The organism is Shewanella sp. ECSMB14101 (assembly GCF_000773485.1).
GTDB classification, from domain to species: Bacteria; Pseudomonadota; Gammaproteobacteria; order Enterobacterales; family Shewanellaceae; genus Shewanella; species Shewanella marisflavi.
In genome coordinates, this window is the sequence record NZ_JSFF01000002.1 from 39,683 (window position 1) to 59,970 (window position 20,288).

15 protein-coding genes are annotated in these 20,288 nt (G+C 52.2%); 6 read left to right on the forward strand and 9 right to left on the reverse strand.

All coding sequences use genetic code 11. The features are described 5' to 3' along the window. Window positions 1-103 precede the first annotated feature (103 nt). The 3 genes from NY07_RS02680 (at window position 104) to lgt (ending at window position 3,829) form a co-directional block, all read left to right on the forward strand. The gene (locus NY07_RS02680; RefSeq protein WP_033537818.1) at window positions 104-1,561 is read left to right on the forward strand and encodes an NAD-dependent succinate-semialdehyde dehydrogenase; all 1,458 of its coding nucleotides are present in this window, start codon (window positions 104-106) and stop codon (window positions 1,559-1,561) included. A 17-nt stretch (window positions 1,562-1,578) separates the two neighbouring features. Continuing rightward, the gene (gene gabT, locus NY07_RS02685) at window positions 1,579-2,859 is read left to right on the forward strand and encodes a 4-aminobutyrate--2-oxoglutarate transaminase (RefSeq protein ID WP_033537819.1); all 1,281 of its coding nucleotides are present in this window, start codon (window positions 1,579-1,581) and stop codon (window positions 2,857-2,859) included. 178 nt (window positions 2,860-3,037) lie between these two features. Continuing rightward, on the forward strand, window positions 3,038-3,829 hold the full coding sequence (lgt, locus tag NY07_RS02690; RefSeq protein ID WP_033537820.1) for a prolipoprotein diacylglyceryl transferase: 792 nt from the start codon (window positions 3,038-3,040) through the stop codon (window positions 3,827-3,829). Window positions 3,830-3,918: 89 nt separating this feature from the next. On the opposite strand, the gene NY07_RS02695 is transcribed toward lgt, so the two are convergent. The 4 genes from NY07_RS02695 to NY07_RS02710 all read right to left on the reverse strand — a co-directional run bounded on the left by NY07_RS02695 (window position 3,919) and on the right by NY07_RS02710 (window position 7,771). Then, on the reverse strand, window positions 3,919-4,635 hold the full coding sequence (locus NY07_RS02695; protein ID WP_033537821.1) for an oxidative stress defense protein: 717 nt from the start codon (window positions 4,633-4,635) through the stop codon (window positions 3,919-3,921). Between the two features lie 395 nt (window positions 4,636-5,030). Then, entirely contained in the window at window positions 5,031-5,276 is a 246-nt protein-coding gene (locus NY07_RS02700; RefSeq protein ID WP_052125459.1) for a hypothetical protein, read from the reverse strand. A gap of 464 nt (window positions 5,277-5,740) precedes the next feature. Continuing rightward, complete coding sequence (gene rluF / locus NY07_RS02705) at window positions 5,741-6,640, reverse strand: 23S rRNA pseudouridine(2604) synthase RluF (RefSeq protein WP_033537822.1); 900 nt, start codon at window positions 6,638-6,640, stop codon at window positions 5,741-5,743. Window positions 6,641-6,802: 162 nt separating this feature from the next. Then, a complete protein-coding gene (locus tag NY07_RS02710) occupies window positions 6,803-7,771 on the reverse strand; it encodes a sensor domain-containing diguanylate cyclase (RefSeq protein ID WP_033537823.1) in 969 nt (322 codons plus the stop codon). A gap of 426 nt (window positions 7,772-8,197) precedes the next feature. Here NY07_RS02710 and NY07_RS02715 point away from each other — a divergent pair, with 426 nt between their 5' ends. Then, window positions 8,198-9,214, forward strand: a complete 1,017-nt coding sequence (locus NY07_RS02715; protein WP_033537824.1) for a glucosaminidase domain-containing protein — start codon at window positions 8,198-8,200, stop codon at window positions 9,212-9,214. 3 nt (window positions 9,215-9,217) lie between these two features. Here NY07_RS02715 and nrfD read toward each other — a convergent pair whose 3' ends face one another. The 4 genes from nrfD to NY07_RS02735 all read right to left on the reverse strand — a co-directional run bounded on the left by nrfD (window position 9,218) and on the right by NY07_RS02735 (window position 11,848). Further along, window positions 9,218-10,159 carry a cytochrome c nitrite reductase subunit NrfD gene (gene nrfD / locus NY07_RS02720; RefSeq protein ID WP_033537825.1) on the reverse strand — a complete coding sequence of 314 codons (942 nt, stop codon included), beginning with the start codon at window positions 10,157-10,159 and terminating at the stop codon, window positions 9,218-9,220. Further along, window positions 10,156-10,848: a 4Fe-4S dicluster domain-containing protein gene (locus NY07_RS02725; RefSeq protein ID WP_033537826.1), complete on the reverse strand. Its 693-nt coding sequence runs from the start codon at window positions 10,846-10,848 to the stop codon at window positions 10,156-10,158. Before NY07_RS02725 ends, nrfD begins: the two co-directional genes overlap by 4 nt. 10 nt (window positions 10,849-10,858) lie before the next feature. Then, window positions 10,859-11,326 (reverse strand): cytochrome c3 family protein, encoded by a 468-nt coding sequence (locus NY07_RS02730; RefSeq protein WP_033537827.1) that lies wholly within the window; start codon window positions 11,324-11,326, stop codon window positions 10,859-10,861. A gap of 102 nt (window positions 11,327-11,428) precedes the next feature. Continuing rightward, window positions 11,429-11,848, reverse strand: a complete 420-nt coding sequence (locus NY07_RS02735) for a DUF2726 domain-containing protein (protein ID WP_232479457.1) — start codon at window positions 11,846-11,848, stop codon at window positions 11,429-11,431. A 471-nt stretch (window positions 11,849-12,319) separates the two neighbouring features. Between NY07_RS02735 and NY07_RS02740 the strand changes: the two genes are divergently transcribed. Beyond that, the gene (locus NY07_RS02740) at window positions 12,320-13,294 is read left to right on the forward strand and encodes a LysR family transcriptional regulator (protein WP_033537829.1); all 975 of its coding nucleotides are present in this window, start codon (window positions 12,320-12,322) and stop codon (window positions 13,292-13,294) included. Between the two features lie 10 nt (window positions 13,295-13,304). Here NY07_RS02740 and NY07_RS02745 read toward each other — a convergent pair whose 3' ends face one another. Next, window positions 13,305-14,282: a LysR family transcriptional regulator gene (locus NY07_RS02745; protein WP_033537830.1), complete on the reverse strand. Its 978-nt coding sequence runs from the start codon at window positions 14,280-14,282 to the stop codon at window positions 13,305-13,307. Window positions 14,283-14,946: 664 nt separating this feature from the next. Here NY07_RS02745 and NY07_RS02750 point away from each other — a divergent pair. Beyond that, window positions 14,947-19,785, forward strand: a complete 4,839-nt coding sequence (locus tag NY07_RS02750; RefSeq protein WP_235363885.1) for a S8 family serine peptidase — start codon at window positions 14,947-14,949, stop codon at window positions 19,783-19,785. Window positions 19,786-20,288: the final 503 nt, after the last annotated feature.

Genomic DNA, 20,288 nt, shown 5'->3' on the forward strand with positions numbered 1-20,288 from the left:
GAATATTTGGTATTTAACCTGAGTTACTTTTGCTATTCAATAGGGAAATGAGCGCTTATCGGCTTACCCTTTTCGATTCGGACTATTTACGCAGGAAATTGTTATGCAGGGAATTAAAGATACTCAGTTAATCAAGCTCGCCTCTTATATTGATGGCCAATGGAGATCGAGTGACCAGCAGTTCGACGTGGTGAACCCGGCCACTCAGCAAGTGATCGCCCAGGTGAGCGATGCTAGCTGCCAAGATACCGAGGCCGCTATTCTGGCTGCCAAGCGGGCATTGCCGGACTGGTCTAAACGTTCGGCGAACGAGCGCGCCGCCTTGATGCGTAAATGGTTTAACCTGATGATGGAGCATCAAGAAGATCTGGGTCGCCTGTTAACGCTGGAGCAGGGTAAGCCACTGGCGGAGGCTAAGGGGGAGATCGCCTATGGCGCCGCCTTTATCGACTGGTTTGCCGAGGAGGGCAAGCGTGTCTACGGCGATACCATTCCGGCTCCCGCCAATGACAAGCGTATCTTAGTGCTAAAACAGCCTGTGGGCGTGGTGGCCTCTATTACGCCCTGGAATTTCCCGAACGCCATGATCGCCCGTAAGGCGGCTGCAGCGCTCGGGGCTGGCTGTACCTTTGTGGCGCGTCCGTCACCGCTCACCCCTTTGTCTGCTTTGGCGATGGCCGAGTTGGCCGAGCGTGCGGGTATCCCTGCCGGGGTATTTAACATTGTTGTGGGTGAAGATGCCGTGGGCATGGGCAAGGTGCTGACTCAGCATCCCGATGTGGCCAAGTTTACCTTCACCGGCTCTACTGCTGTGGGCAAGATCTTGCTGGCTCAGTGCGCGACCAGCGTGAAGAAGGTCTCCATGGAGCTGGGGGGCAATGCGCCCTTTATCGTGTTTGATGATGCCGACATCGACGCCGCGGTGCAGGGCGCCTTGATCTCCAAGTATCGCAACGCGGGGCAAACCTGTGTCTGTACCAACCGTATCTTTGTGCAGAAAGGGATCGAGCAGGCCTTTACCGAAAAGTTCACCGCCGCGGTGGCGAACCTCAAGGTGGGCGATGGCCTGGGTGATGGGGTGACCGTTGGCCCTATGATCTCCAAAGATGCTGTGCAAAACGTGCTTAAGCTGGTGGATGACACCCTGGCCAGTGGCGCGAGCCTGGTCACCGGCGGTCAGCCAAGTGAACTGGGTGAAAGCTTTCTGTCGCCGGTTATCGTCACCAATGTGACTAACGAGATGCCTTTGGCCCGTAACGAGATCTTCGGTCCTGTGACGCCTATCATCAGCTTCGATAGTGAGGAGGAGGTGCTCGCCATGGCCAACGATACTGAGTATGGCCTGGCCGCCTATTTCTATGCCCGTGATATCGGCCGTATCTTCCGCGTCGCCGAGGGGCTGGAATATGGCATGGTCGGGGTCAACGAGGGGATCATCTCTAATGCCGCCGCGCCTTTTGGCGGGGTGAAGCAATCGGGTAACGGTCGCGAAGGCTCTAAGTATGGCCTGGACGATTATTTAGAAATTAAGTACCTGTGCCTTGGTGGCCTGGATAAGTAAGCATAAGGATTGAGACAATGAGTAACGCAGAATTACAGGCGCGTAAGACACAGGCTATCGCCAGAGGACAGGGCAATGCCTATCCTGTCTATGTGGAGCGAGCATCAAACGCCGAGCTATGGGATGTCGAGGGGAAGCGCTATATCGACTTCGGTACCGGGATCGCCGTGTGTAATACGGGCCACAGTCATCCTAAAGTGGTGGCGGCGGTCAAGGCGCAGCTGGATAACTTTAGCCATACCTGTGTCATGGTCAACCCTTATGAGTCGGCGGTAGCGCTGGCGGAGCAGCTTAATCAGTTAGCCCCGGGAGACAGCCAGAAGAAGACCATCTTTGTCACCACGGGCGCCGAGGCGGTGGAAAACTGTATCAAGATCGCCAGGGCCCACACCGGGCGTCGCGGTGTTATCGCCTTCAATGGTGGCTTTCATGGCCGCACTAACCTGACCATGGCGCTGACGGGCAAGATCACGCCCTATAAGCATCAGTTTGGCCCCTTTGCCGGCGATATCTTCCACGCGCCTTATCCTATGGCGCTGCATGGCGTGAGCGTTAAAGATTCCCTCAAGGCGATAGAGAACCTGTTTAAGGTGGATATTGCCCCTTGCGATGTGGCAGCCATCATTGTCGAGCCAGTGCAGGGCGAGGGTGGGTTCTATGCGGCGCCGCCTGAGTTTTTACAGGCGCTCAGAGCCTTGTGTGACAAGCACGGTATCGTGCTGGTGATGGATGAGATCCAGACTGGTTTTGGCCGTACTGGTAAGATGTTTAGCTGCGAGCACGCAGGTGTCGAGCCAGATCTGATGACTATGGCCAAAGGGATCGCTGGTGGCTTCCCTCTGGCGGCCGTGGTCGGTAAGAGCGAGATCATGGACGCGCCACTGCCGGGCGGTTTGGGCGGCACCTATGGTGGCTCGCCGGTAGGCTGCGTGGCGGCGTTGGCGGTACTCGAGGTGATGAAAGAGGAGCAGCTGGTAGAGCGTGCGGTCAAGATAGGCGACACCTTTAATCAGGCACTATGTGCCCTCAAGGAGCAATATCCTCAGATCATTGGCGAGGTGCGTAACCAAGGGGCGATGATCGCCATGGAGTTAGTGATCGATGGTGACAGTGAACAGCCAAATACTGCCTTGACCCAGGCGATTATCGCCAATGCCGCCGAGCATGGGCTGGTGCTACTGGCCTGTGGTTTCTACGGTAACGTGATCCGTTTCCTGCCGGCGCTCACCATTAGCGATGAAGTGATGGCCGAGGGGCTTGCTAAGTTCAACACTCTATTTACCTCTCTGGCGGATTAAGCTAGCAAGCGACAAGCCTATTGATGTAAAGCCTGCACCCTATGGTGCAGGCTTTTTTGTGTCTGTGTGCTGAAAATTGCCTCAAGACCTTGAATAAGCAAGTCGAAGCGCGTAAAACTGCCTGTCAGCAGAGATGTTTCATTAGGCCTGTCGGCCTCAAGCTAGGGAGCTTAGGTTTTTGGATCACTTTATTTGGAATATGGACCCAGTGATGGTCTCTTTCATGGGGCTAACCATACACTGGTACGGCGTGTTATTTGCCACGGCGATCGCCAGTGGTTTTCAGGTGATTAAGCATATTTATGTCCGTGAAGGACTCGATGTGGAGTCACTGGATAATCTTTTGATTTATTGCGTGGTGGGCATAGTGCTCGGTGCGCGCTTAGGACATGTTCTGTTTTATGATCCTGGATACTATTTTGCCCATCCGGCAAAGATCCTGGCGATCTGGGAAGGCGGACTGGCGAGCCACGGTGGTACTGTGGGTGTGGTGCTGGCCATGTACTACTACAAGCTTAAAGTGAAGCTTCCGTTTCTTTTCCTGCTTGATCGTTTGGCGATCGCAACCGGCATTTTCTGTGTCTTCGTCCGTTTAGGTAATCTGGCTAACTCAGAGATTCTCGGCGTCGCAACCGACAAGCCTTGGGGGATCATCTTTGAGCGAATCGATATGGTGCCGCGCCATCCTGCGCAGTTATATGAGGCCTTAGCTTATCTGGTTATCTTTATCACCCTGTGGCTGCTCTATCGTTATACCGAGATGAAACGCAGAGAGGGGGCGCTGGTAGGTTTGTTCCTGGCCTTAGTGTTTGGGGCGCGTTACCTGATAGAGTTTGTCAAAGTGCGCCAGGCTGAGTTTGCACTGGATTGGAGCCTCAGCGTGGGTCAGATGCTCAGTGTGCCCTTTGTGTTAGCTGGATTAACTTTGTTGGTGATGGCCTATTTGAGGCCCCCTCGAGATTTACGCTAGCATCAAGTCAAACAAAGGCTCAACTTAGGTTGGGCCTTTGTTGCTTTTGTACTTTACTAAGGGCCAAGAGATAGGTGGGCTAAGGCCGATCACTTGAGGCGGTAGATAACCTCGACGCGATCGCTGATGCTGGTTTGTGCCTCTTGATAGCTCTCGCCTATGTCTCCTTGGGCCGCGGCGTTCATCTTATACACCATGGGGCGCACAGAGCCTTGTGCCTGATAGCGTATCTCCCAGATACCATCCAGGTGCTCGCCAAATCCCTCTGCCAATGCCGCGGCTTTCTGCTGGGCATCCTTGATCGCCATCAGTCTGGCCTGCTCTATCATCTGCGCCTCTTTACTGGACTTGAAGTTGATCTGATGAATACGGTTAATCCCTTCATTGAGCGCCGTGTCTAGCAACTCGTTGAGTTGGTCTAATGCTCTTAGGGTGACAGTCACCTGACGACTGGCGCGATAACCAATCTCCTTGTTGGTGCGGGTCTCAGGATCGTATAGGTGTTGTGGTTGCAGGTTAAGGTTGGCGCTCTGAATATCGCCCCGGGCGATGCCAGCTTTGGACAAACGGTTTAGAAATTCGCTAACCGCTTTGTCTGAACCCGCCTTGGCTTTCGCTGGGGTATCAGCCTTAGTGACTACCTCGACGGTAAGCTCGGCCATGTCGGCCTTGACCACTAGTTCACTGGTGCCCACGGTTTCGATATGGGGAAAGTTAAGTTCCGCCGCGGCCGCGTCAGGCAAGGCAAGCAGGCTGGTAGTGAAAACCAGTGAGCTAAATAGTGTCGCAATCAGGGTCTTTTTCATCGAATACTCCAAACGTCAAAATAGGTAGAAATCAGTAGATAGAAATCCGTTGTTTGAACTTATAGACGATGCTGAATCTAAAAGGGGTTAAAAATTTTTATTTAAGGCGTGGCTGGATCCCAAAAGAAAAAACCTGATGATTGAGCATCCTGCCAATCACCAGGCGAAAAGCGCCTTTGGGGGAGCGCTAGAGGTGCCACCTGTAAAACACCTCTTTTAAATGGTTTTGCGATTCTGGCCCGTCGTTAGGTCTCTGGCCCTCGACTTAGGCTATTATTTATGCTGCCCTCTAACCTAAAATCGCATGCTTCCTGCAGACCACTTATTCTATTTCCATTTTGTTTTACTGCCTTCCCTAGCTATTGGCGAATCGATTTAGCTCTTGGCGAACCGATTTATCCCTGGATAAGCTTCAGCTCACGCATGAGTTGATTAAGTTGCAAAGTTAACTTGTCTATTTCGGCGCGCAGTACGCCGACACGTCCACCCTGTTGCTCACTCTGTCTGACGAGTTGATAAACTGTCTTGGTGGAAACGCCAAATTGTTTGGCGACCTCAGAGAGCAGGCAATTGTTCATTTTCACTTCGGTGACGATGCGCTCTGCCATCTTTGGTGTGATACTTTTCGCTACTGTACTCATCTGCGACTCCTTATTGATGAATTTGGGGGAAAGCGGTTGTCTGATTAGTCGACATCCCACTGGCTAACGCCGAGGTGGAAGAGGAATTGCCACTCATCAAATAGGCTGACCGTTTTTAACCAAGGTTTCATCTTCTGCTCCTTATGGACGGGTCTTTGTCTCACCGTACTGCTGGTAAAACTGCCCTGCCCAATGACTACCTATTAAGTAGTATGTAAGTTCCGTGCCAACTTTTTATTATTTAATCAAGTTTATGATATTTAATGCTATTTTGTGGTCTGCACTATTACTGGAAGATGTGATCTGGCGCACAGGGCTCACCAACTTGGTGCCAGCGTGGCTGACTTTGGTGCAGTGACGGCGAGTTGAGGCAATAGCCTTTGAGGTGAAGAGGTTGGTCGTTTAACTGAGGTGATTTACTGCTTAAATCACAAGGCAGCCTTAAGGCTGCCTTGTGATTGGGGTTAGCGTTTGGGGCGTCTGGCATTGGGCTTACCGCGACTGGTGCCGGCAGGTTTTTTCTTGCGGCCGCCATGGTTTTGCATAAAGTGCTCAGGCCCTTCAATTTTTTCGCGTAACGATTGGTTGGGCTTTTTCTTGGCTGGCTTCTTGTTTGTCTTGGCCTTGGTGGTTTTCTTGTCTTCTGACGAGGAGTTTTCGATGAGCTTAAACAGGGTGGCTAGCTCCTCTTCGTCAAGATCGCGCCATTCGCCTATGGGGAGTCCCTTGAGCGACACATTCATGATGCTCTGACGCTCTAGTTTGGTCACTTCAAAGTTGAAGTGTTCACACATACGACGGATCTGGCGGTTAAGGCCTTGCACCAAGACTATTTTAAATACAAAAGTGGAAACTTGTTCGACCTTACACTTCTTGGTGATAACACCGAGCATAGGTACACCCGCGCGCATACCGGTAAGAAAAGCCTCGGTGATCGGCTTATTGACCGTGACTAAATACTCTTTGTCGTGGTTGTTGCCTGCGCGCAATATCTTGTTGACCAGATCGCCGTTGTTGGTGAGGAAGATAAGGCCTTGAGAGTCTTTATCCAGGCGGCCGATAGGGAAGATGCGTTCACTGTGATTGACGAAGTCTACAATATTATCGCGTTCGCTGGCTTCGGTGGTACTCACGATACCAACGGGTTTGTTTAGGGCAATAAAGACCAGATCGGCGGCATCTCTGGGTTCGATATCTCGGCCGTTAACTTTGACCTTATCACCATAGCTGACGGTGTCACCAATCTTGGCACGCTTGCCATTAATGAAAACATTGCCCTGTTCGATATAGCGATCAGCCTCTCGACGTGAACAGATGCCACTCTCACTGATGTATTTATTAAGACGGGTTTCAAGTTCGCTCACAGTGGCTTCCTTTAATCGTGGGTCAATGGCGTGATTGACATATCGCTTGGCGCACTCGTTCGCTGTCGCGCGGAAAATTTGGGCTGGATGCTATCACAATTTAGGCTAGGTTTCAGTGTAGGCGATTAAGAATATCTGACCCTATTGCACAAGGGCTGTCGCTTATTCCGCTCGCCAGAATTGGTAGTCGTGCTTGCCCTGGGCCTTAACTTTATACATGGCGGCATCGGCCAGTTCGCAGGCGCTGGCAAAGTCATCGCTTGGGGCGAAGCAGTAGATACCTATGCTAAGACCAAGTTTTATCTCGGTATTTTCTAAGATGATCGGCTGGCGGTAGACATCAAGCAGTGCCTGGGCTCGATCGGCGAGTAAGGAAAGATCCTGGCTTGGATGTAAGATCAAAAACTCATCACCGCCTAAGCGGGCAATATGGGCCTGAGTGCCGATCACGCCTCTGAGGGTATTGGCCACATGGATCAACAGCAGGTCGCCAAACTTGTGCCCCAGCTTATCATTCAGCTCTTTAAAGCCGTCGAGGTCGATGAAGAACAGGCTGCCTTGAGTGTGTTGGTATTGCTGCTCGAAGGCCTGGGTGATCGCCTGACGATTGCATAGATTGGTGAGGGGATCGCAATGGGCCAGCTCAGATAGCTCCTGCTCATAGCGTTTCTCCTGGGTGATATCCATGTGAGTGCCCATCATGCGCAGTGGCGTGCCATCGGCCTTACGCTCGACGATACGGCCACGATCTGATACCCAGGTAACAGAGCCGTCTTTGTGGATCATGCGGTGCACCGCCTGATAGTAATCAGACTTGCCTGCAACATGATCTTCGAAGGCTTTGATCACCCACTCTTTGTCATCCGGATGCAGGTTCTGTTTCCAGCTATCCACGTGGGCCGCCAACTCTTCTCGGCTAAAACCCAGCAATTCACCCCAACGCATATTAAATATGGTCAGGTTGCCGCTGGGAATATGCTGCTCCCACAGGCAGAGGCGGTTGCCGTCCAGTGCCGCGAAGAGTTTTTCTTCGGCGCGATCGTTGAGTAGTTTAAGCTTGGCATTCTCGCGCTTAAGCGCCGCAATTTCGGCTTCCAGTTGGCTAATGGATGGCTGCTCATTCGGCTCCATCTGGGGAGATCTCCTTTACATTTATCAGGCATAAGTTAACCACTATTGGGTATTGAAACAACTGTCTAAACAACATGGTACATTTTGCTACTTTTGTTGCGCGTCAAGGGGGGAGCGGGATAGGGGCTTGGCTTGCCAAAGGTTTGGTATCAGTGGGCATAGTGGTTTTAATTGCGCTTTGACTTAACTTATTACCTCTTAAGCAAAAAATGACTGCTGGGTGGCTGGTTTTTCCTTGGTTAACCATAAGTATGGGTCGAGCGCTGTGGCATTTGGTCTTTAGTTTTCCTAATTACGATAATCGGCTTGCAGCGAAATATTGCCGTCGAAATGCTGGCTTAGAGACTCTGGCCCAAGGATAGACTAGAGTAGGGAGTAGATGTGAGGCGACTGTCGCCTATCCTTTTATGTGCCTGAGGAGACGCTATGTCCATTGCTAGCCGCCCCCAAAAAATAACCCAGCCTATATTATTTATCTTCACCTCTATGATTATGGTGTGGACCTTATGGTATCGCCCGGTTGCGGCCAAAGAGCTTGCTACTCAAGTGGATAGTCAGCAGGCCCAAACCAGCTTTACGACAGTGTCTAAGACGCGGCCAACCAAGACGCCTGAGGATGTGGAGATTGACTCGCTTGATGAGCTCATGGAGCTGTTTAATCGCTTGGACTATAACGATGCCAGCTGGCGGGCAGGTAATCGTGAAGTGCCCAGGCTCACCTTTAAGGCTGTCAGTGAGCGATGGCAGCAAACCTCATCGCAGATCCCCGTTCAGCTTAAGAAGAAAGTCTTCTTTCGGCTGATGGCGCCGTTGATCTTAGTGGCTAATGAACAGATCTTATTGGAACGGCAAACCATTGCGTTGGCGGCGCTGGATGACCCAGAGCTACTGACCCTGGCGCGTAAATATCGCTTAGCCGATGACACAGTTACTCAGCTTAGTGAGCAGGAGCGCCAACAACTGCTGATTAGGGTGGATATTATGCCGCCCTCCTTGGTGCTTGCGCAGGCGGCTAAAGAGAGTGGCTGGGCCACTTCACGCTTTACCGTCGAGGGTAACGCCTTCTTCGGTCAGTGGGACTTTAGCGGTAAGGGAATGAAACCAAAGGAACAACGTAAGGAGCTGGGCAACTATGGCCTGGCCCGTTTTGATACGCCATTGGCCTCGGTAGAGGGCTATCTGCTAAACCTGAATACTCACGATGCTTATCAAAAGTTACGGGCACTGAGAGCGGAGCTACGGGCTGGCAATAAGCCTATTTCTGGTCTGGTGCTGGCCGGAACCCTGGACAAGTATTCAGAGCGGGGGCAGGACTATATCGATGGTATTCGCGAGATGATCCGCTATAACAACTTGGATCAGGTGGATGAGGCTTACTTAAGTGACGGGGCGCCGCTGCAGCTTATCAGTAGCAAGGACGCCCCTCGAGTGAGTGGCCAGTAAGGATTAGACTCCCGTCATCTGGCCGGTATAGAGGATAAAGTTGCGCAGCAAGAACACCCCTATCAAACTGAAGCTGGCGGTTACCGCCACATAGGCAAATTTACGATCCGCCGAAACCTTCATCCACAGGTTGAAGGCCAGCGGCAGGGTAAGGCCGATTCCTATCACCCCGGCCCAGAATATCCAGCCCCAGAAGCCAAAGCCTAATGCGTTGATTGCCGCGACCTGGCTCTGACCGCCCGAGAGGATTAAGCCGGCAAAGAAGGTAAACAACAGGCCTATCTCGACTAAGATCAGCGGGATCTCTATGCCGTGAATAAAGCGCACCTCGACCCCATTGGGGTTGCCTCTGAGTAGCACGCCGCCCAGTAGGGTGGCTGCCGCACCAGAAGAGAGACCTGAGACCAAAAACAGCAAGGGCAATACCGGGTTATTCAGCAGCGGGAAGCCGATTAACGCCGACAGCAAAAAGCCAGTGTAGGCACCCAAGGAGATGGCGAGGATCACCAAGATACCTGTAATCGCGGCCTCTTGGCGCACCAGCCAGGTCAAGAGTTTATTGGCCAGGCTAAACCTCTGTCCAAGCAGCAGGGAGATCCTGCGCTGGAATACGCAGGCGATCCAGGCAAACAGTACCAGCTGGTAAGCCATCAGCACCAGCACGCCCATGGACATCACAGAGGTGGTGTTGTAGAACACCAATATCTTCCAAAAGTCCAAGGGGCGGGTGAGATCGAACACTAAGATCCCCAAGCCGCCAAATACAGCTAGCGGGGCAATGATGGCCGCCGCCTGTACAAAGGGCGAATGCCAGGCCTCATGGGCCAGCTTAAAGTGTTTCAGCATAATGGCGAAAAATACCGCCCCCGCAGAGAGTCCGGCCAGAAACAGGTAAATGGCGATTGGCCAATGCCATACCAGGCCTTCGAAATGAAAAGCACTCATAGCATTATCTCCCCATCTATGGTTTGAATATGGAACAGCTTAGGTCGGGTGCCCAGATCCACCTTGGCACGGTAGCTGGGTTTACGCTTAAGCAGTTTCACCAGATCCGAGTCGGGATCTTTGAGGTTGCCAAAGGTCAGAGCCTTGGTGGGGCAGGCCTCAACACAGGCGGGTTGCAAGCCCTGAGACAAGCGGCTCTGCTGACAGAAATCGCATTTGTCGGCGGTGCGGGTCTCGGGGTTGATAAACCTGACCTGATAGGGGCAGGCGGCAAGGCAATATTGGCAGCCGACGCAGCGGTCGCTATTGACCGCGACTATGCCCGTCTCCTTATCGATATAGGCGGCGCCAGTTGGGCATACTCTGACACACGGAGCGGCTTCGCAGTGCTGGCAAGAGATGCGGCTGAAGCGATAGCTTTGCTCTGGGTATTCGCCAAAGGGACCACTACGCTCTATTTTCACCCGGGTCACGCCTTCGGGAACATGGTTGACTTCGCGACAGGCATCCACGCAGGCGTTGCAGCCGATGCAGGCGTTTTCGTCATGCACCATGGCATATTTGATCTCAGGCGTCGGCTCAGTTGCCTGAGTGGAGTCGGCCTGGGGCGAGCGGGTGACGCCATAAACAGAGGCTCCCGCCAGCAAGGCGCCAACACCCTTGAGAAATTGACGTTTAGATACTTGCATCACAGGCCTCCTATTGTTTGACCTTATGGCAACTGACGCAGAGCTGACTATGTTGTTGCTTACTCAGGGACAACATAGGATCGCTTTCGGGGTGCAGTTTATGGCAGCTATCACAGCTCAGGCGATTAGCATGCACATTGTGCGTCCACTCGACCTCGCCTAGTGCCTGATGATCATGGCAGCTTAGGCAGATCCCTGTGCGTTGCTCGGCGGTTAGTGAACTATCTGGGCCAAAGGTGTTGAGTGTCGACCCTTTTTTCGGGTGCGTGCCCTTAGGGCCGTGACAGTCTTGGCAGAGAATGGCTAGGCCTGGGCTGGCATGTATGCCCTCGAGTTTGCCATTACGTTTGTGACATTTGATGCAGCTGCGGCTTGCTTGCTCGTCGGCGGCGAAGGTGGGGGCCGACATAAGGCCGGCAAGCCCAAGTGCTAAGGCGCTGACCAGCAGCACGGCAGTGCAAGGGGTAATTCGATACATAATGCATCCTTACACCTCAGTGAGCATGAGTTCGGGCGAATGAGGAGCGCCAAGTGGTCGGTTTGACGCTCATCTAGCGGGGTTGGTATGACTGAACCTCAATCATGCGGCGAGTGCTGTGCGCAGCAGGGCTTCGTCACAATGCTTGTCTTTGTCCAGTTTGATCAACTGAACCCCTATGTAATCCAAACATTTTTCGACAAACTTCATCTGCTCGGGAGAGCTGGCTGCAGGGTCGCTCACGACGAGTTTGACTGCAGAAGATTCGTTGTCGACGACCACATAATCAAGGTGGCAGTGATCCATAAATTCCTGCACCTCATCATGGTTTTTGATTGAATCATCTATGTCGACTACATTCACCAGTGATGCCCCATATAGAATATCGTAGCGATTTGCGGCGATAGCCTTCAGGCCTTTGAGAAACTGCATAGATTCTTTGTCGAGCAAATGTGGCTTGATGCTCACGGCGGCATCGACCAACTGTGCCTCATTTGATCTAAAGAACTTAATACACGTCATGACAAAGGTCACGATGACGAGAGGACAAATGATGAACAAAACAAAGTACATAAACGCATAGCTTAAAATAACGGTAGCGGTGGTGTTCATGATAAACCTCCAAGGTTTTTTTCATTTTTAACTCTCCACTTAATTATTACGTTATGCGGGATATTTACAATAACTATTGAAATCGGATTATTAAAATTTAGGGCTGGGTCAGATACTTGTTTTTGGTTATTTCAAATTACAGATAATCAATACTTGGATATGTGTTTTTTAATTATTGGATATCTGTGTTTCTAAGCGGGTTTGGATTTAATTTTTATAAAAAATAGTGTTTTGCGAGCGTCATGTAAATGATTGAAATTTAGAAATATGATCAAGATCTATTTTATTTGTTTTATTAAGTTTTAATAAATTCATTGTCAGGGTAATTATATTTACTATACTCTGAATGGGTATATTCATTGTCGGGAGAGGTATTTTGAAATGAAAAATATGACTCTAGATAGTTTAGATATGCTTAGTGCTAATATATTAGTTAATTTGTATGAAAAGCATTCTGCCTCTTCGGTTGCTATGGAGATGAATATACCAGCGCCTAAAGTGAGTCGCTGCTTGCAACATGCCAGGATGATCTTTAACGATCCCCTCTTTATTCGGAAGAAGCATGGCCTGGAGCCCAATGAGTTTACCCGCCAACTCTATCCCCTAGTGAAAGCCCTAGTGCAGTGTGGCGAGCAGTTGCATCAATTGGAGCTGTGCCATGGCATGGCTGCTAGTCACAACATGGTGATCTATGTGAGCGATCTGCTGATCGCTCATCTGCCCCAGCGCTTGAGTGGCGCCATCAGCGAGGCGCAGCTGCCCATCAGCTATGAGTTACGTTCTGGTTCATCCGACATTATTGAAGATCTGACTCAGGGGTTGGTGGATCTCGCGATCCTTAGCGAGTCGTCGGCCGAGGGGTTACAAGACCCGCGCCTTGAAGTTGAGCCTCTTAAGCAGTTAACCCATCTGTATCTGCTCTGCTCCCTCAATCATCCTATTTTGCATCAGGAGATCAGCCTGGATAATATCGCGGCCTATCCCTATCTGAGTGCCTTTAGCCAGATAGATAAGCAGTCGCCGGATCCTTTCCTGCGCTACTGTCGGCAGCATAAACTGGCCTGTCATCTGGCGCCCACGGATTTGGGGCAGGAGGGCTTGGGGTTTCATCAGCTGTTTCGCTATCTCTCTGACGACAAAACAGTGAGTCTACTGCCCTATAACAAGGTGTATGAACAGAGCGATCTGCTTCCCGGTCTGCATGTTTGCTGCCTGTCGGCCAATGACACTGAGCGCCTGTATCGGGATCAAGCCTACCCCAGGCTGTATCTGCTGAGCGCCAAGCAGCATAGCTGCGCCCACCTTGACTGGTTAAAGCAAGAGATCAGGCTGTTGATCAATCAGAGCGTGCACTAGTCTTGGCGTTTTAGGCTGGGTTTGCGATTCGTTCCTGAGCAGCCTCGTCGCAGTGAGCTTGCATCTCATTGAGTTTCTTTGTGAGTAGATTACGTAGACAGTTGACCAGCTCAGGTTTAATGCTTTTGTGACAGTGCAGATAATAGCTTTCCTTCTCTAATCCACTGGTTTGTAACCAGATCTTAGACACATCCAGGTAGTCCACATCATCACGATTCTCGAAATAGGTCATCGACATCGCCGAGGAGAGTAGGGCGACATCGTTACTGTGACTGACATGATCCACTAACATACGCAAACTGGGGCTCTTGAGGGCCACGTGAATATCGATTTTCTTGGATCTTGCGTAGCGCTCTATAGGATGGGGCTCTTGCTCCTGAAGGTGAGTGTTAACCAGAGCGATATGATAATTGAACAGCTCTGTCATGGGATCTGTGCTGCTTAGCAGTGGGTGTCCGCGTCTTGTCACGATAAAGAAGTGGGTGATATCTCCCAGTTTATAGTTATTGATCATGGGGTGGTCGATAGGCTCGGTGGAGATGCTGCAATCTACCTTACCCTGACACAGGCGTTGATTGATCTTATCGGTCCAAGGCTGAATATTGATGCTGACGCCGCCCTCGATACAGTGACAGGTATTGTGGACGCAGTTCATCGCCATCAGGGACCACTGTTCATAGGTGGCGACGCTCAGCTGATAGGGCTCTGCGCCTTTGTCTATGGTGGCGGCTACTATCTTGTCGAACTGCTCCACTATGGTCTGCACCATAGGGTAGATGGTTAAGGCGACCTGGTTGGGCTCGAAGCCATACTGCTGGCGAATAAAGAGCTCATCTTCCAGCACCTCACGCAGACAGGTGAGACTGCGGCTCACCTTCGACTGGGTGGTGCGCAGCCGCTCGGCCACCGCACTGCCGCTCTTAAGCTCAACCAGTCCGATAAACACTTGTAGCGTAAAATAATCGAGTCGGCTTACTTTTTTCAGCATAGCGATATCCTTAGCAATGACGTCTATCTGCCAGCCTGTAATAGAGGCATAAATAATAGATCTTCCGATTAAATATTAACCAGTTGATAACTTTCACTTGTAGCAGGAAACGGTTAAAAAAACTGCGGTTTGGGTCACAGTTGTATGGGATTGTTACTCACCCTCTAACAGCAATAGAGTGGGCGATTGTGCTGAAAGCCTGATAACTTGTTCGTAACAAAAAGATACAAGTTAGCCAGTTGGCACCGGACGTGAGGGAGATGTCTGGGGCAGGATTGTGGTGATCATTTTTACAATAAGGTTGATATAACTGTATTTCGCTTACCTTTTTGGTGATAGACACTGGCTTTACTATAAAGCTGGTCGTTATCACTGCCGCTGTCGCCGCTGTCGCCGCTGGCCTGTGTCTGACCTAGTACTTGCCTGCCTGGGTTTAAGCTTTGTTAAGGAGGCTTGATGTAGCTTAAATGTTACATAAAGGTACGTATTTCTTTGTCTTCGTTTGTTATACCTAGTGCGCATATAAATGCATTAAAAAATAATAAGCTTATGATTTCAAGGGAATATCAAGAGTACCCAACAATTATTCAAGCGAAGTGCGGTTGCCAGTCTGACCGCGCTCTATCTCGCTGGCGTAGGCTCTTTAGCCGTCGCTAGTCCAGGTATGGAAAAGGTGGCCGGCACCAGTTTCTATACTCCGACCTTTACCGCCGAAGATATTCAGCGCATCAACGAGGAGCGTAAGCTCGAGTTGAGTGGTGATATGTATATCGGCACACCAGGGCAAATCAACCGGGTTAAGAAGGCGCGCACGCCTGAGGAGATCTTCCAGCCTTCAGAGCAGGCGAGCGGCGTTCAGACCTACATAGTCCAGCTAGATGAAGAGCCTTTGGCCACCTACGCCGGTGACATTCCCGGTTACGCCGCCACGACAGCGCCAAAAAACCGCTCTGTGATTGCTAAGGGCAGAGTTGCGGTCAATACCGCTTCGGCGCAGTCCTACAAGCAGTACCTGATCGGCAAGCAAGATAAGTTTATTGCTTCAGCCCGTCAGGCTGGGGTGTCGGTGGATGTGACCAAGCGATTCACTCTTGCCAGCAATGCCATGGTGGTCGAGATGACCCAGGAAGATGCCATCAAGATGTCGCACCAAGGTGGCATCAAACGCATCACGCCTAACCGAATATTTGAGCTGCGTACCGACCGCGGCCCCGAGTTTATCGGCGCCGACAAAGTATGGCAGGGCACTGCCACATTGGGAGGCTTGGCCGCCAAGGGTGAAGGCATGGTGGTGGGCATCATAGACACGGGGATCAACACAGATCACCCGGCGTTTGCCGATGACGAGGCCTACGCTGCCCTAAACCCTTTTGGTGCCGACAATGGGGTGGGCGATTGCGTCGATTCTCCTGAACTGTGTAACAACAAGCTGGTCGGTGTCCACTCATACCCAGAGATCACCGATGTCTATGGCGCACCTGAGTTTCAAACGACTAGTCGCCCAGTGATGATTCGTCCAGCCAATGGTGAAGACTATAACGGTCACGGTTCTCATACCGCCAGCACAGCTGCGGGTAACACCTTGCAAGACACGCCATTGCAGACCTTTAGCGGTGAGGCGACCAGTGATGGTATCGATGTGCCCTTTAACTTTCCGCAAACCAGTGGTGTGGCGCCACGTGCGCACCTGATCTCTTATCAGGTTTGTTGGCCAGGTGGCGCAGGCGATCCTTATGCGGGTTGCCCTGAGTCAGCCATCCTGTCGGCGTTTGAGGACGCAATTGCTGATGGGGTTGATGCGATCAACTTCTCTATCGGTGGCGCCGAGTCGCTGCCTTGGGCCGATCCTATGGAGCTTGCCTTCTTGGCCGCCCGTGAGGCAGGCATCTCTGTGGCCGCAGCTGCTGGTAACAACGGCGCCTTCTGGTCGTCGGATCACAGCTCGCCTTGGATGACCACAGTGGGTGCCAGCACCCATGATCGTCAACTAGACGCTGGGGTGAAAACCTTAAGTGATTTTGAGGGGGTGAGTGCACCTACATCTGCCATGGAGGGTAAGAGCTTCTCTGGCGGCATCACGGGTCAGGTGGTTCTGGCCGAGAAATTTGTCGACCCAGATCCTAGTGATGGCTATAACGCGGCAAGCTGTAATGCCCCGTTCCCTGCGGGTACCTTTACCAGCGATCAGATAGTGGTGTGTGAGCGTGGTGACATTGCCCGCGTCGACAAGGCCAAGAACGTGGCGGCCGGCGGTGCCGGTGGCTTTATCTTGCAAAACATCAACTACTCGGCGGATAACCTGGTGGCGGATAACTTCGTGCTGCCTGGTATCCAGCTTAAGGCCGCTGAGCGTTACAAGCTACGTAACTGGGTGAACCGTAATGGCGAGGCCGCAAGAGCGACCATCTCAGATTATAGCAACGAGTACAGCTTTGATGCCGAGCTAGGTAACAATCTGGCGACCTTCAGCTCCATGGGGCCGAGCCGTACCAACAATACCTTAGTGCCGGACCTGACCGCACCTGGTGTTGATATCTATGCGGCTAATGCCGACGACCAGCCCTTTACCCAGTCACCGACTGCCTCAGATTGGACCTTCATGAGCGGTACGTCGATGGCGACGCCTCATGTTACGGGTGCCATGGCGCTGCTGACTCAGCTGCATCCCGATTGGACTCCTGCCGAGATCCAGTCTGCGCTGATGTTAACCGCTGGCCCTGTGATGCTCAATACAGGTTATGCCCTGATCGAGCCTTACTATAGCTTCATGGCGGGGGCCGGTGCGATCAATGTTGCGCGCGCTGCCGATACCGGCCTGGTGATGGATGAAACCATAGACAACTACCGCAATGCCGACCCGACTAATGGCGGCGTGGTTAATTGGCTTAACGTTCCTTCTATGGTTGAGATGGAGTGTGCTGGCAGCTGCAGCTGGATGCGCACCGTGAAGGCGACTCGTGACGGCACTTGGGCTGTCGAGGCTATGGGCAAAGAGGAAGGCTTTGAGCTGACGGTATCGCCGGCACAATTTTCCCTTAAGGCCGGAGAGTCACAGAGCATCATAGTGACTGCCACGCCACCGAGTAATATAGAGATCAAGATAGATCCAGAAGAAGCCGATGGTCCTTGGGATACGGTGATCAACAAAAATGCCTTCTTCAATGGCCAGGTTGTGATGAAAGAGCTGGCGGGCAATTCACCCGAGGTGCATATGCCTGTGGTGGTGGCGACTTCCGCCGAGCAGCTGCCGGTTTCACATCACTTTGAGATCACCCGAGATCAAGGGACAGAAACCCTGACGGTTAATACCGATGCTTATAGCCAGCTGACGCCGCGCTTCTATGGCCCGGTAAAACCTGAGGTTTACAGCAATCAGTTAACGGCAGTGGGTCCCTTCCTCAGACAGGACTTTATCGAGAAAGGCTGGGATATTCGTACCATCACAGTACCAGAGGGCGCTAAACGTCTGGTGGTAGAGGTGCAACACGCCGAGCGTGTAACCACACTTGAAGATCTTAACCCCCGTTATAATGTGCCGCATCCGTTTGTGATTCTCGGTCTCGATGAAAATGACAACGGCACATTCGTGCCAGACAGTGAAGCCGACAGCAGCGCCATTAGGGCGGAATACGCCGACGAACTCATCTGTCTGTCTACCAGTCAGGCGGAGCACAACTACTGTAGTATCGAAAATCCAGCGCCGGGGACTTACTGGATCGCCACTGCTATGGCCTATAGTCAGGGCGAAGTCAGTGTCGATACGGGTTATGCCATTATCATGGAAGATGACGATCGCGGTTATCTAAGCATTACTGGGCCTGCGTCTCATGATGGTAACGGCAACTATGAGATCGGCATCAACTGGGATATTCCGCAAACTCAGGCGGGCGATATCTATTATGGCGGTCTCGACCTGGGCAATATGCCGGGCGCCGAGGGAACCTTGGGCTTTACCTCGCTGGATATTCGTCGCGCCGACGATGCCGTGCAGTGGCAGGTGAGTCAAGACAAGGCGCGTAGCATGGATGTGGTGGATATTAGCCTGAGCATCGCTGCTAACCTTGAGAGCCAAGACCGTCAGTATGAGTTTGCCCTGCAGCTTCCAGAGGGAATGCGTCTGGCGCCTGAGACACTTAGCACCAATAACGATCAGGTGACTCAGGCGGTAACCGCCGATGAGCGCGGCTTTACCCTGACGGGCATGCAGGCGTCGACCCGCGACGTACAGCGCGAGTACAAGATGACCACCAACCTGACCGATAAGATGTGTCGCACGCCGATGATCGACGAGTACTCGACCGGTGGCTATATCGACCTGTTCGGTGAGTTCAAGATGCAGCCGATGGCCGACTGGTTTGTGGGCGACTATCGCAGCGCCTTCGACGTGCCTATCGACTGGTTGTTCTACAAGGAAGGCGCCAAGTTCGAGCTGTACAACCAGCCGAACGCCGGTTATCTGCGCATGCATACCGTAGGGGCCATGAAGCTCAACACGGGCTACTGGTACATGATGCTGCACCGTGGTCCAGGCTTCCTGGTCGAGGCGCTGGCGCCATTCTGGCGTGGTAGCTTCGAAGGTAAGTATCGTCGTCACTGGGAAGATCCGTGGGGACTGACCATTGCCTCTCAGTATGCCGAGGAGCGTCCAGACCTTGGGGATCTACTCTTCCTCGAGTTCGATAACGTGACCGATAAGAACACAGGCGAAGAGTATGATTTCGAAACGATTCTGCGTAGCGGCATCGATGACCGTCCGGGTCAGTTCGAGATCATCTATGCCTACGATAACCTGGGTGCCGATCTGGCCAAGGGGGCCGTGTTTATCGAAGGCTTCGATACTCAGTGGTCGACCAAGGCAGGCGCCAAGGGCGGCGGTCTCTATGAGGTGCTGGGCTTCGATAACTTAGATGAGGTGCTAGCCGACGATCTCGTGGTCTGTTTCGACTATGTGGGACCTGAGCAGAGCCGTATGGAGGTCAACTTCAAGGCGGTGATCAAGCCTGAGGCGACCGGTACAGTGCAGAATTTGGTACTGGATTATGATCTGCAGGGCGCGCCTTCAATGCAACAGACCCATGCTATCAGTGTGTTAGGGAATATCCAGCTGGCCGAGATCGCCGATCAGCTTGTAGCGGAAAACACGCCGCTAGAAGGGCTGACGGTAAGCTACATCGACGCCAACAAGGTGCCTAATACGGTGGAAGTGACTGGCGAGCATGTGAGCGCCGAGATCCAGGGAGATAGCTTTACCCTGATCCCCGAGGCCAACTTCCATGGTGATACCCTGGTGACCGTGACCGTGCGCGATAACGAGCACAGCAGCGACAGCGCCAGCACCAGCTTTATGCTGACGGTAGAATCTGATGGCGTTGAGCCAACACCACCGCCTCAGCCAGAAGTGGAGACTGAATCTAGCTCGGGTGGTGCACTAGGCTTTGGTTTGCTCAGTCTGTTACCACTGGCTTGGTTGCGTCGCCGCATGGCTAAGGCTAGCCGCGTTTAACGCTGAGTAAAGAGTAAGCAAAGACCAAGCACTTATGGTGCGGCGGGCGAAAAGGCGAGAGCCTGACTGCCACCCTAGGTGATGGATAAAAAGAGGAGCAATAGCTCCTCTTTTTTTTGCTTGGTTGTCGGCATCACGCTGCGCAGTTCTATGGGGTCTTTTGGTCGAAGTAAGTTTCACACAGGGTTAATTCAGCCTTACGGCTGAGAAAGTCGTGGAACTCCGTTCCATACTAGGGTCGGAGTGGCCTTTCGGCCTGAATTGAGTTTCCCAAACTACGTTTGGATTAACGTCGTGGGTCTTCAACCCACACCCGACCAAAAGGGGAAAATCGCCTGTTCCTCTTTTTGGAAATCCCCTAACGCCCCCGACGAAGTTGTTGATCCCCATGCTTCAATGAAAATCGCCTAACGACTCGGATGGAACTCCTGTCCCCCCCGAGTCTTAGCCATCGTCCATGATGGCTATACGGCATTTTTATCTGCGCCCTTCGGCAACTTCGA

Excerpts from the sequence above, each read along its gene's own strand:
- NY07_RS02680 (WP_033537818.1), top strand. The coding sequence starts at position 104 with ATGCAGGGAATTAAAGATACTCAGTTAATCAAGCTCGCCTCTTATATT.
- gabT (WP_033537819.1), top strand. The coding sequence starts at position 1,579 with ATGAGTAACGCAGAATTACAGGCGCGTAAGACACAGGCTATCGCCAGA.
- NY07_RS02695 (WP_033537821.1), bottom strand. The coding sequence starts at position 4,635 with ATGAAAAAGACCCTGATTGCGACACTATTTAGCTCACTGGTTTTCACT.
- NY07_RS02700 (WP_052125459.1), bottom strand. The coding sequence starts at position 5,276 with ATGAGTACAGTAGCGAAAAGTATCACACCAAAGATGGCAGAGCGCATC.
- NY07_RS02710 (WP_033537823.1), bottom strand. The coding sequence starts at position 7,771 with ATGGAGCCGAATGAGCAGCCATCCATTAGCCAACTGGAAGCCGAAATT.
- NY07_RS02715 (WP_033537824.1), top strand. The coding sequence starts at position 8,198 with ATGTCCATTGCTAGCCGCCCCCAAAAAATAACCCAGCCTATATTATTT.
- nrfD (WP_033537825.1), bottom strand. The coding sequence starts at position 10,159 with ATGAGTGCTTTTCATTTCGAAGGCCTGGTATGGCATTGGCCAATCGCC.
- NY07_RS02725 (WP_033537826.1), bottom strand. The coding sequence starts at position 10,848 with ATGCAAGTATCTAAACGTCAATTTCTCAAGGGTGTTGGCGCCTTGCTG.
- NY07_RS02730 (WP_033537827.1), bottom strand. The coding sequence starts at position 11,326 with ATGTATCGAATTACCCCTTGCACTGCCGTGCTGCTGGTCAGCGCCTTA.
- NY07_RS02735 (WP_232479457.1), bottom strand. The coding sequence starts at position 11,848 with ATGACGTGTATTAAGTTCTTTAGATCAAATGAGGCACAGTTGGTCGAT.
- NY07_RS02740 (WP_033537829.1), top strand. The coding sequence starts at position 12,320 with ATGAAAAATATGACTCTAGATAGTTTAGATATGCTTAGTGCTAATATA.
- NY07_RS02745 (WP_033537830.1), bottom strand. The coding sequence starts at position 14,282 with ATGCTGAAAAAAGTAAGCCGACTCGATTATTTTACGCTACAAGTGTTT.
- NY07_RS02750 (WP_235363885.1), top strand. The coding sequence starts at position 14,947 with ATGGAAAAGGTGGCCGGCACCAGTTTCTATACTCCGACCTTTACCGCC.